Below are 12,215 nucleotides of genomic sequence, written 5' to 3'. Positions count from 1 at the left end.
TTTATTATACAGAAAAACAGCTCAAGAAAGACCCCTTAATACATAAGGGGCCTTTCTTGTTGTGCTATTTACTACTCATCCACACCAGTGCGTTTTAAATCACGCAACGGATTGCCACCTACAAATGCTCCTGCAGGCACGTCTTTATGCACGACCGCTCCGGCCGCTACTATAGCTCCGTCACCAATGGTGACACCCGGCAAAATGGTTGTATTCGCGCCGATCAGCACGTGATCCCCGATTACCACTTTACCGATACGATACTCCTGTATGAGGTATTCATGAGCCAGTATAGTCGTGTTATATCCAATCACCGAATTGTCCCCTATGGTAATATGCTCCGGAAAAAAAACATCTACCATCACCATCAGGCCGAAGGCCGCATGCTGCCCTACCTTCATCCCGAGCACTCTGCGGTAAATGACATTCTTCCAGGATAGCACGGGACAATACCGGGCGATCTGTATAAAAACAAAGTTTTTAATCCCTTTCCAGCGGCTTACCGTCCGGTAAATCTGCCACAGCGCATTGGGGCCTTCCACGGGATAGCGGTCAACCTTCCTCACGATACATCGACACCTTGAAGCTCCAGCTTCAGTAAATCCCGCATATCATGCAAAATGTAATCCGGTCCATAGCCCCGTAGAGTTTCCTCACCCTTGAGCGACCAGGCTACACCCGCCGATTTCACACCTGCGGCTTGAGCCGATAGAATATCAAAGGAACTGTCTCCAACCATCAACGTATGCTCCGCTTTGGCGTTCAAGCCAGCCAGCGCCTTAAGCACAGGTTCTGCGTGCGGCTTCGGGTGCTGTACGTCGTCTACCGTCACGATATAATCCATAGAGGAGGTCATATCGAACAGATCAAGCACACGAATCGTAGAAGGACGTATTTTAGTCGTCACAATCCCCAGCTTGATTCCCCGCGCACGCAACTCCTGAATAACCTCGATGACATACGGAAATGGCTTCACCATTTGATCGTGATGAAGCAAGTTATAAGCACGATAGCCTTTAACTAGCTCAGACACATCCTTTAATCCCGAAAACGTACGAAGCTGGTCATCCAGCGTTCCGCCCATATGAGGGATAATATGCTCCCGTGTCAGCGGGTCAGCGCCCGGGTGATTCAAAATGTGCAGAAATGAGTTGATAATCAGCTCATTCGTATCCATAATCGTACCGTCCAAGTCGAATAAAACCGTATTTATCATAGATGCTCCTTCTTGTCCCCGTCCATGTCTTCCTTGTGTAGCTTATCCGGCGCAGCCGTTGTGGGAGGAATCGTATCTTGACCCGGGCGGGAAGCCTGTTCCGGCGTGACGTCAGGTACCTGATCGACTCCTACCTTGCTGGAGACAATCGGATCGCTATATTTCGGAACAGATGCACCCTTACGACGACGAACCACGATGAAAATCACAGCAGCTACAACAATGAAAATAGGGAGCAGTTGCGAGATCCGTACATTACCGTAACTCGGGTCCAGATGCCCTGGTTCAAACCCCAGCCATACCATAGGAGACCACAAAGCATTCACAAAGGAAGCCAGCCAGTCTGGTCCCTGAAAAGCCAAACTATCCGTCCGTACACGCTCGATGAAAAAACGGCCAATCGAGTACCAAATGAAGTAAAACGCAAACATTTCGCCTGCACGTACAAATTTCATACGTCGAATAACGAGCAGCAGAATCACACCTACAATACTCCACAGGGATTCATACAGGAATGTGGGATGGTGAAACACCCCGTTAACGTTCATCTGATTTACAATGAAATCCGGCAGATGCAGTTGATTCCGCAAAAACGCTTCTTCCGTCGGTCCACCGTAGGCTTCCTGATTGACAAAGTTACCCCAGCGTCCAATCGCTTGACCGATCAGCAGACCCGGCGCACAAATATCGGCAATCCGCCAGAAATTATAACCCTTATAGCGGAAATAGATGACTGCACATATAATCGCGCCGATCAATGCACCGTATATCGCAATACCGCCATTCCAGATTTTGAAAACATCCCATAGATTATCTCGATAATCTTCCCATTTGAAGGCTACATAATAAATACGCGCTCCAATAATAGCCGAGGGAACACCCAACAGCAGCATATCCATAAAAAATTCCTGCGGAATGCCAAATCTTTTACCTTCACGAATGGCGAGATATAAACCCACAAGCGCCGCCAGCCCCAAAATAAGCCCGTACCAATGGACCTTAATTGCCCCGATTGAAAAAGCAATCGGATTCAGCAGTAATGTTGCCGTTGACATATGTTTCTCTCACTCCTTGTTCTTCCTTGCAAACGACTCAACCTTAATCCATATCTTCCATATCTTCAGAAATTGTAGCCGTCAGCTTGTTCGTAAATTGCAGAGCTGCATTCACGCCCATTTGCTTCAAACGATAGTTCATTGCCGCCACCTCAATAATAACGGCCAAATTTCGGCCTGGACGAACTGGAATCGTAACGAGCGGAACATCCGTGTCAATAATACGTGTCGTTTCTTCATCCAAACCAAGACGGTCATACTGCTTGTCCTGCTGCCATGCCTCCAGACGGACAACCAGCGTAATCCGCTTGTTGTTACGAACTGCACCTGCGCCAAACAGCGTCATCACATTAATGATGCCCACGCCGCGAATTTCCAGCAGGTGACGAATCAGTTCCGGCGCCGTACCATGCAACTGAAAATCGGACGTTTGCCGGATTTCCACTGCATCATCTGCTACCAGACGATGACCGCGTTTAACCAGCTCCAGCGCTGTTTCACTTTTACCAATGCCGCTACTGCCCGTAATAAGCATACCTACACCGTACACATCACACAATACACCATGAATAGTGGCCGTAGGAGCCAGCTTTCTTTCAAGAAAACCCGTAATGCGGCTTGATAAAATCGTCGTGGCCATATTAGTTCGCAATACAGGGACATCCCGCTCAGCGCTTGCCTCCACTAGTTCTGCGGGTACTTCCAGACCGCGTGTGATGATGATACACGGAGTCAGCTCCGTACATAGACGCTGCATCCGATCCTTTCTTTCCTCAGGAGGAAGCATACCGAGAAAAGCCAGCTCAGACCTTCCCAAAAGCTGCACCCGCTCCTGTGTGTGGTATTCAAAATACCCGGCCATCTCCAGCCCTGGACGATTCAAATCATCCACCGTGATCAGCCTGCGCAGACCTTTCTCACCGGAAATAACCTCCATTTGAAATTGCTGTACAAGCTCAGATACCTTTACCTTTTTAGCCATCGTATTCTCCCCTTCATCCTGCATGACCGGATTCTATACGTGATTTTATTTATGTAGCGTCACCCTATCAACCATTCAGCCCATCGCCAGCTCATCCTGTGCCAGCTCAAGCCTTACCTTTTCAGCATCATTTCGGGTCACCTGTGTTCATGCTGAACCCAGACCCATACCAATGTACCCATCGTATCGGAATTTTCCATTGAATGCAATGCCAAAGCTGGAAGCTGTATGGGATATACAAAAAGAGCCGCCTTTCCCCGGCCGGGAAACTGCAGCTCTCTTTCATCGGTTGATCTTATTCGCCAACCAGAACGCTCAATTCTGATTCCTTATCAAAAAAATGAACCTTGTTCATATCGACAGCCAACTTCGCTTTGACACCATCACGAGTATTGGAACGTCCGTCTACACGGGCAATAATCGTATCATTTCCGGCACCACTCAGGTACAACAGCATTTCATGACCGAGATTTTCGGTAACATCCACAGTGGACATAAAAATCGTATTCGGAGAAGCCTCCAAAAATACAGGTTCTTCATGAATATCCTCAGGACGGATACCCAGGATAACTTCTTTACCGACATAACCCTTGGCTTTCAAAATCTGTCCCTTACCTTCAGGCACGAACAGATCCAGACCTGGTGCAGTGAAATACATTGCGCCGTCCTTCTCAGCCAGCTTGCCTGTGATGAAGTTCATCGTAGGAGAGCCGATAAAACCAGCTACGAACAGATTTACTGGACGGTTGTACAACTCATCCGGGGATGCAGCTTGTTGAATAATGCCATCCTTCATAACAACAATCCGGTCACCCATCGTCATCGCTTCGACCTGGTCATGCGTTACGTAGATAACAGTCGTTTCCAGACGTTTAGCCAGCTTCGTGATTTCCGCACGCATCTGACCACGCAGTTTGGCATCCAGATTGGACAATGGCTCATCCATCAAGAACACTTGTGGGTCACGTACAATCGCACGTCCCAAGGCAACACGCTGACGTTGACCACCTGACAGCGCTTTCGGCTTGCGATCCAGCAGATGCTCGATATCCAGGATTTTAGCCGCCTCACGTACACGCTTATCAATTTCGTCTTTCTTCACCTTGCGGAGCTTCAGACCAAAAGCCATGTTTTGGTATACGTTCATATGCGGATACAAGGCATAGGATTGGAAAACCATCGCAATATCGCGATCCTTTGGAGCTACGTCATTCACGACACGATCTCCAATGTACAATTTGCCGTCCGAGATTTCTTCCAGACCAGCGATCATACGGAGCGTAGTAGATTTACCACAACCGGAAGGACCGACCAATACGAGGAATTCTTTATCTTGAATGTCCAAATTGACATCAACAACCGTAGCTTTATCTGCACCCGGGTATTTTTTGAAAATATGCTCTAAGCGTACACCAGCCATAGCTTTTGCCTCCCCAAGATCAAGTTTTGAAATCGAATACATTTCTTACTTGTATCTTACCCTAGTACCCACTGCGTGGCTATTCGCAAACTGCACAAAAATGCTATTTCCTTTTTGTCACTTTGTACAATAGTAGAAAAAGCTTGACCAAAACCGCATCATTAAACGTCCGCACATCCAATCCGGTCTCCTGTTTGATCTTGTCCAAACGGTAAATCAACGTATTTCGATGCACATATAGGCGCTTAGCCGTCTCACTCACATTACAATCCAGTTGAAAAAAGATATCCAATGTAGCCATCGTTTCAGCATCCTCCAATATGACGGACGACCGCACAACCTGCTCCAAAAATTGCACGCGTTGCTCCTTCGGAATACGGTTTAATAACCTCTCCAAATGCAACTCCCATGAAAAGTGGATGTGCTCTGTTACATGAAAAATTTTGCCGAGATGGATCGTCTCCCATAACAAATTCAGCTCTTTGGAAAGACTTTCCAATAGTATAGACGGCTTGGATACCGCCAAATGAAATACACCTACCCACTCATTTGCGATAAGCTCGTATAAACCCAGGCTGAAAGCCGTAAGAACCTCCTCCAGCGATTCCGTAAAATCCGCATCCCTGGTTTCGACATCCTTATCCCGATCGTCTTCTGCTCCCAACAGTAGTTCCTTTTTAGCCATAATCAGCCAAGACTGTTCATCCAGTGGAGTAAGCAGCACATTCCCTCCAAAATAACTGGCTAACAATCGATGTAGCTGAGTGTAAGCAATAGCGCCCCCCTGTGTTCCTTCACCAGTCAGTACAATGGGAACCATATACGCCGACAGCGAATCCCGAAGCTCCAACTCATCAGGAACCTCTTCTTCATTCTGTAGGTTGCCAGCCTGCTGTATGAGCCACTGTCCAAAACGCCTCATTCGTTCTTCCTCAGCATATACCGGATTATCGGGCCGTTGCGTCCCCGTCCCATCCTGCCAGAATTGCTCCATGTTCCAGAGTAGCGCCTCAATCAGCTTCCGTTCACGATCCGTCAAACGCTTTGCCTCTACCGCAAAGGCAGCCAATTCTCCTGCTACCGCACGGAACGGAAAATATATTTTGCTATCACGTACAAACGACTTATCCGGTACAGCTGATTCTGCTGGCTGACCTTCTGCAATCATTTCCGGACACCAAGGCAGTATAGTAAAAGGTGCTTGAATAATATTCTGAAGCTGTTGCTGTATCCATCCTGTATCCAAAGCCACGCGATCACCACTTCACTTTTTTTAGAATAACCTCTAAGCGAACATAATGAACCTATTATAACCTGCCGATACCTTAAAATAAAAAAGCTAGTAAGAAACATAACCTAAATCCATGCAAAAATGCATACAAAAAAAGTCATCAACTATAAGTTGATGACTTTCGATGAGCCATGAAGGACTCGAACCTTCGACACCCTGATTAAAAGTCAGGTGCTCTACCAACTGAGCTAATGGCTCATAAAACTGGTGGAGGATGATGGATTCGAACCACCGAACCCGTAAGGGAGCAGATTTACAGTCTGATGCGTTTGGCCACTTCGCTAATCCTCCATATAAAGGTGGCTCGGGACGGAATCGAACCGCCGACACGAGGATTTTCAGTCCTCTGCTCTACCGACTGAGCTACCGAGCCATATCCACTAACAAAAAAATAAAGTGCGGAGGGATACCCCTTCCCACTTTAGTACGTAAAACTATCATATTGAAAAATGGCGGAACTGACGGGATTCGAACCCGCGATCTCCTGCGTGACAGGCAGGCATGTTAGGCCTCTACACCACAGTTCCCTGGATTTTTCAAAAATGGTGCCGGCGAGAGGACTTGAACCCCCAACCTACTGATTACAAGTCAGTTGCTCTACCAGTTGAGCTACACCGGCACAATGGTGGAGGCTGAGGGGATCGAACCCCCGACCCTCTGCTTGTAAGGCAGATGCTCTCCCAGCTGAGCTAAGCCTCCTGGGTATGTATGGTAGCGGCGGAGGGGATCGAACCCCCGACCTCACGGGTATGAACCGTACGCTCTAGCCAGCTGAGCTACACCGCCATAACATAATATTTCGCCAGCTTGTCCTAAATGGCGGAGAGAGAGGGATTCGAACCCTCGCACCACTTTCGCAGTCTAACCCCTTAGCAGAGGGTCCCCTTATAGCCACTTGGGTATCTCTCCATATAAATGGACTCACTTAGCAAAAATTCCGCGCGTTACTCTATATATCACCATAGTGAAATAGAATACCAAGCGTAATTTCAAGGTGTTACACCCTGAAAACTGAATCCGAAACTCCATTGCGTCCTATTCTTAGGATAAGCCCTCGACCGATTAGTATTGGTCAGCTCCATGCATTACTGCACTTCCACCCCCAACCTATCTACCTCGTCGTCTTCAAGGGGTCTTACATACTGGGAAATCTCATCTTGAGGGGGGCTTCACGCTTAGATGCTTTCAGCGCTTATCCCTTCCGTACATAGCTACCCAGCGGTGCTCCTGGCGGAACAACTGGTACACCAGCGGTACGTCCATCCCGGTCCTCTCGTACTAAGGACAGCTCCTCTCAAATTTCCTACGCCCACGACAGATAGGGACCGAACTGTCTCACGACGTTCTGAACCCAGCTCGCGTACCGCTTTAATGGGCGAACAGCCCAACCCTTGGGACCTACTTCAGCCCCAGGATGCGATGAGCCGACATCGAGGTGCCAAACCTCCCCGTCGATGTGGACTCTTGGGGGAGATAAGCCTGTTATCCCCAGGGTAGCTTTTATCCGTTGAGCGATGGCCCTTCCATGCGGTACCACCGGATCACTAAGCCCGACTTTCGTCCCTGCTCGACTTGTAGGTCTCGCAGTCAAGCTCCCTTCTGCCTTTGCACTCTTCGAATGATTTCCAACCATTCTGAGGGAACCTTGGGGCGCCTCCGTTACTCTTTAGGAGGCGACCGCCCCAGTCAAACTGCCCACCTGACACTGTCCTCGTACCGGATCACGGTACCAAGTTAGAACCTAGATACGATCAGGGTGGTATCCCAAGGATGCCTCCTCTCAAGCTGGCGCTCAAGTCTCTTAGGCTCCCACCTATCCTGTACAGATCGTACCCAAATTCAATATCAAGCTGCAGTAAAGCTCCATGGGGTCTTTCCGTCTTGTCGCGGGTAACCTGCATCTTCACAGGTATTAAAATTTCACCGGATCTCTCGTTGAGACAGCGCCCAAGTCGTTACGCCATTCGTGCGGGTCAGAATTTACCTGACAAGGAATTTCGCTACCTTAGGACCGTTATAGTTACGGCCGCCGTTTACTGGGGCTTCGGTTCATAGCTTCGCCCCGAAGGACTTACCACTCCCCTTAACCTTCCAGCACCGGGCAGGCGTCAGCCCGTATACTTCGCCTTGCGGCTTCGCACAGACCTGTGTTTTTGCTAAACAGTCGCTTGGGCCTTTTCACTGCGGCCCCCTCGGGCTATTCACCCTACCGAGGCACCCCTTCTCCCGAAGTTACGGGGTCATTTTGCCGAGTTCCTTAACGAGAGTTCTTCCGCGCGCCTTAGAATTCTCTTCTCGCCTACCTGTGTCGGTTTGCGGTACGGGCACCTTCTCCTGGCTAGAGGCTTTTCTTGGCAGTCTGAGATCATGACCTTCGCTACTACAATTTTCGCTCCCCATCACAGCCCAGCCTTACGATGTGCGGATTTGCCTACACATCAGCCTCACTGCTTAGACGGACATCCATCAGTCCGCGTCACTACCCTACTGCGTCACCCCATCGCTCATAACGGATTACGGTGGTACAGGAATTTCGACCTGTTGTCCTTCGACTACGCCTATCGGCCTCGCCTTAGGTCCCGACTTACCCTGAGCGGACGAACCTTCCTCAGGAACCCTTAGGCTTTCGGCGGATCTGATTCTCACAGATCTTTTCGTTACTCATACCGGCATTCTCACTTGAATGCAGTCCAGCGCTCCTTACGGTACACCTTCAACCCGCATTCAACGCTCCCCTACCCCTGATACCTAAATATCAAGCCATAGCTTCGGTGGCGTGTTTAGCCCCGTTACATTTTCGGCGCAGAGTCACTCGACCAGTGAGCTATTACGCACTCTTTCAATGGTGGCTGCTTCTAAGCCAACATCCTGGTTGTCTGTGCAACTCCACATCCTTTCCCACTTAACACACACTTGGGGACCTTAGCTGATGGTCTGGGCTGTTTCCCTTTCGACAATGGATCTTAGCACTCACTGTCTGACTCCCGGAACTAAGTCTATGGCATTCGGAGTTTGACTGAGCTTGGTAACCCTTGCGGGCCCCGCACCCAATCAGTGCTCTACCTCCACGACTCTTATTCCGAGGCTAGCCCTAAAGCTATTTCGGGGAGAACCAGCTATCTCCGGGTTCGATTGGAATTTCTCCGCTACCCCCACCTCATCCCCGCATTTTTCAACATGCGTGGGTTCGGGCCTCCAGTGCGTGTTACCGCACCTTCACCCTGGACAGGGGTAGATCACCCGGTTTCGGGTCTACGTCCACGTACTAAGTCGCCCTATTCAGACTCGCTTTCGCTGCGGCTTCAGCTCTTCACCTTAACCTTGCACGGGAACGTAACTCGCCGGTTCATTCTACAAAAGGCACGCCATCACCCATAGATCGGGCTCTGACTTCTTGTAAGCACACGGTTTCAGGATCTATTTCACTCCCCTTCCGGGGTGCTTTTCACCTTTCCCTCACGGTACTGCTTCACTATCGGTCGCCAGGGAGTATTTAGCCTTGGCAGATGGTCCTGCCGGATTCATACGGGGTTTCACGTGCCCCGCACTACTCGGGATCCGTCTCGGAGGGAACAGGTTTTGAATTACAGGGCTTTTACCTTCTCTGGCGGGCCTTTCCAGACCTCTTCATCTAACCGATTCCTTTGTAACTCCATGTGAGACGTCCCACAACCCCAAGGAGCAAGCTCCTTGGTTTGGGCTAATCCGCGTTCGCTCGCCGCTACTGACGGAATCACTATTGTTTTCTCTTCCTCAGGGTACTTAGATGTTTCAGTTCCCCTGGTATGCCTCTGTTCTGCCTATGTATTCAGCAGAAAGTGACTGTCGATGAAGACAGCCGGGTTTCCCCATTCGGACATCCCCGGATCAAAGCTTGCTTACAGCTCCCCGAGGCTTTATCGTTGTTCGCCACGTCCTTCGTCGGCTCCTGGCGCCTAGGCATCCTCCGTGTGCTCTTTGTAGCTTAACCTAGACTTTTCTTTCATAGAAAGAAAATGTCGATGTTCGATAAAGAGTGATTTTTGCCAAAGGCAAAATATCTTTCCTTACCTGCTACCTTTATTTCACTTGTTTACACAAGATCAGCGTAAAGGAATATTCTAAAACGCAATTTCGTTTCGGTATCCAGTTTTCAAGGTGCAATACAGTTTCATCGAAACTGTAGCCTGTGTGATTATCGATCCAACTCCGAAGAGTGGATGATCATCATGCAGTTTTTTGATGAAGTTGTAATTGGTGGAGCCAAGCGGGATCGAACCGCTGACCTCCTGCTTGCAAGGCAGGCGCTCTCCCAGCTGAGCTATGGCCCCAAAAAGTGATATAAAGTTATATGGTGGGCCCTAGTGGACTCGAACCACCGACCTCACCCTTATCAGGGGTGCGCTCTAACCAGCTGAGCTAAGGGCCCATAATAAACCACCAAAGAAATTCTTCTTTAGTGGTTGCGCTTGGCGACGTCCTACTCTCCCAGGACCCTGCGGTCCAAGTACCATCGGCGCTGGAGGGCTTAACGGTCGTGTTCGGGATGGGTACGTGTGGAACCCCTCCGCTATCGCCACCAAACGTTTGAGAGTTTGAGCTCTCAAAACTGAGCAACGAGTGAGTAACAGGCCTAAACCTGAGTTTTGAAGCTTACGCTTCATATTTGAATGTTTCCATTGCAGGAAACGATTCTCCATAGAAAGGAGGTGATCCAGCCGCACCTTCCGATACGGCTACCTTGTTACGACTTCACCCCAATCATCTACCCCACCTTCGGCGGCTGGCTCCCTTGCGGGTTACCCCACCGACTTCGGGTGTTGTAAACTCTCGTGGTGTGACGGGCGGTGTGTACAAGACCCGGGAACGTATTCACCGCGGCATGCTGATCCGCGATTACTAGCAATTCCGACTTCATGCAGGCGAGTTGCAGCCTGCAATCCGAACTGAGACCGGCTTTTCTAGGATTCGCTCCAGATCGCTCTTTCGCTTCCCGTTGTACCGGCCATTGTAGTACGTGTGTAGCCCAGGTCATAAGGGGCATGATGATTTGACGTCATCCCCACCTTCCTCCGGTTTGTCACCGGCAGTCTGCTTAGAGTGCCCAGCTTGACCTGCTGGCAACTAAGCATAAGGGTTGCGCTCGTTGCGGGACTTAACCCAACATCTCACGACACGAGCTGACGACAACCATGCACCACCTGTCTCCCCTGTCCCGAAGGAAAGGTCTATCTCTAGACCGATCAGGGGGATGTCAAGACCTGGTAAGGTTCTTCGCGTTGCTTCGAATTAAACCACATACTCCACTGCTTGTGCGGGTCCCCGTCAATTCCTTTGAGTTTCAGTCTTGCGACCGTACTCCCCAGGCGGAATGCTTAATGTGTTAACTTCGGCACCAAGGGTATCGAAACCCCTAACACCTAGCATTCATCGTTTACGGCGTGGACTACCAGGGTATCTAATCCTGTTTGCTCCCCACGCTTTCGCGCCTCAGCGTCAGTTACAGCCCAGAGAGTCGCCTTCGCCACTGGTGTTCCTCCACATATCTACGCATTTCACCGCTACACGTGGAATTCCACTCTCCTCTTCTGCACTCAAGCTCCCCAGTTTCCAGTGCGACCCGAAGTTGAGCCTCGGGATTAAACACCAGACTTAAAGAGCCGCCTGCGCGCGCTTTACGCCCAATAATTCCGGACAACGCTTGCCCCCTACGTATTACCGCGGCTGCTGGCACGTAGTTAGCCGGGGCTTTCTTCTCAGGTACCGTCACTCTTGTAGCAGTTACTCTACAAGACGTTCTTCCCTGGCAACAGAGCTTTACGATCCGAAAACCTTCATCACTCACGCGGCGTTGCTCCGTCAGGCTTTCGCCCATTGCGGAAGATTCCCTACTGCTGCCTCCCGTAGGAGTCTGGGCCGTGTCTCAGTCCCAGTGTGGCCGATCACCCTCTCAGGTCGGCTACGCATCGTCGCCTTGGTAGGCCTTTACCCCACCAACTAGCTAATGCGCCGCAGGCCCATCCATCAGTGACAGATTGCTCCGTCTTTCCTCCCCTCCCCATGCAGGGAAAGGATGTATCCGGTATTAGCTACCGTTTCCGGTAGTTATCCCAGTCTGATAGGCAGGTTGCCTACGTGTTACTCACCCGTCCGCCGCTAAGTTATGTTAGAAGCAAGCTTCTAACATAACCCCGCTCGACTTGCATGTATTAGGCACGCCGCCAGCGTTCGTCCTGAGCCAGGATCAAACTCTCCATTAAAGACCAACCGAG

Annotated in this window: 6 protein-coding genes, 10 tRNA genes and 3 rRNA genes; all 19 read right to left on the bottom strand. The window is 50.0% G+C overall.

All coding sequences use genetic code 11. From position 1 onward, the window contains the following. Positions 1-71: 71 nt before the first annotated feature. The 19 genes from AC0WRU_RS00885 to AC0WRU_RS00795 all read right to left on the bottom strand — a co-directional run bounded on the left by AC0WRU_RS00885 (position 72) and on the right by AC0WRU_RS00795 (position 12,203). Positions 72-566: an acyltransferase gene (locus tag AC0WRU_RS00885; RefSeq protein WP_476126856.1), complete on the bottom strand. Its 495-nt coding sequence runs from the start codon at positions 564-566 to the stop codon at positions 72-74. Then, on the bottom strand, positions 563-1,216 hold the full coding sequence (gene ppaX, locus AC0WRU_RS00880; RefSeq protein ID WP_476126855.1) for a pyrophosphatase PpaX: 654 nt from the start codon (positions 1,214-1,216) through the stop codon (positions 563-565). Before ppaX ends, AC0WRU_RS00885 begins: the two co-directional genes overlap by 4 nt. Next, positions 1,213-2,271 (bottom strand): prolipoprotein diacylglyceryl transferase, encoded by a 1,059-nt coding sequence (gene lgt, locus AC0WRU_RS00875; RefSeq protein ID WP_476126854.1) that lies wholly within the window; start codon positions 2,269-2,271, stop codon positions 1,213-1,215. Before lgt ends, ppaX begins: the two co-directional genes overlap by 4 nt. Positions 2,272-2,314: 43 nt before the next feature. After that, a complete protein-coding gene (gene hprK / locus AC0WRU_RS00870) occupies positions 2,315-3,253 on the bottom strand; it encodes an HPr(Ser) kinase/phosphatase (RefSeq protein ID WP_134911655.1) in 939 nt (312 codons plus the stop codon). Positions 3,254-3,548: 295 nt separating this feature from the next. After that, entirely contained in the window at positions 3,549-4,673 is a 1,125-nt protein-coding gene (locus tag AC0WRU_RS00865) for an ABC transporter ATP-binding protein (RefSeq protein ID WP_476126853.1), read from the bottom strand. Between the two features lie 103 nt (positions 4,674-4,776). After that, complete coding sequence (locus tag AC0WRU_RS00860; RefSeq protein WP_476126852.1) at positions 4,777-5,925, bottom strand: PucR family transcriptional regulator; 1,149 nt, start codon at positions 5,923-5,925, stop codon at positions 4,777-4,779. A gap of 164 nt (positions 5,926-6,089) precedes the next feature. After that, positions 6,090-6,162, bottom strand: a tRNA-Lys gene (locus tag AC0WRU_RS00855). Between the two features lie 7 nt (positions 6,163-6,169). Beyond that, positions 6,170-6,255: transfer RNA gene (locus AC0WRU_RS00850), tRNA-Tyr, on the bottom strand. A 9-nt stretch (positions 6,256-6,264) separates the two neighbouring features. Then, positions 6,265-6,337, bottom strand: a tRNA-Phe gene (locus AC0WRU_RS00845). A 77-nt stretch (positions 6,338-6,414) separates the two neighbouring features. Next, positions 6,415-6,491, bottom strand: a tRNA-Asp gene (locus tag AC0WRU_RS00840). Positions 6,492-6,507: 16 nt separating this feature from the next. Beyond that, a tRNA-Thr gene (locus AC0WRU_RS00835) sits at positions 6,508-6,583 on the bottom strand. Positions 6,584-6,587: 4 nt separating this feature from the next. Then, positions 6,588-6,663, bottom strand: a tRNA-Val gene (locus tag AC0WRU_RS00830). A gap of 10 nt (positions 6,664-6,673) precedes the next feature. Next, a tRNA-Met gene (locus tag AC0WRU_RS00825) sits at positions 6,674-6,750 on the bottom strand. A 31-nt stretch (positions 6,751-6,781) separates the two neighbouring features. Next, positions 6,782-6,873, bottom strand: a tRNA-Ser gene (locus tag AC0WRU_RS00820). Positions 6,874-7,006: 133 nt separating this feature from the next. Further along, a 23S ribosomal RNA gene (locus AC0WRU_RS00815) occupies positions 7,007-9,934 on the bottom strand. Between the two features lie 264 nt (positions 9,935-10,198). After that, positions 10,199-10,274: transfer RNA gene (locus AC0WRU_RS00810), tRNA-Ala, on the bottom strand. 21 nt (positions 10,275-10,295) lie between these two features. Continuing rightward, positions 10,296-10,372 (bottom strand) — tRNA-Ile (locus AC0WRU_RS00805). Positions 10,373-10,410: 38 nt separating this feature from the next. Further along, positions 10,411-10,527 (bottom strand): 5S ribosomal RNA (gene rrf, locus AC0WRU_RS00800). Between the two features lie 118 nt (positions 10,528-10,645). Continuing rightward, positions 10,646-12,203, bottom strand: a 16S ribosomal RNA gene (locus tag AC0WRU_RS00795). Together the 16S, 23S and 5S rRNA genes with 10 tRNA genes alongside form the textbook arrangement of a ribosomal RNA operon. Between the last annotated feature and the right edge of the window lie 12 nt (positions 12,204-12,215).

This window comes from Paenibacillus sp. 1-8 (assembly GCF_056316205.1).
The sequence above is the reverse complement of the archived record's forward strand: the minus strand, read 5'-3'. Positions and strand labels throughout refer to the sequence as shown.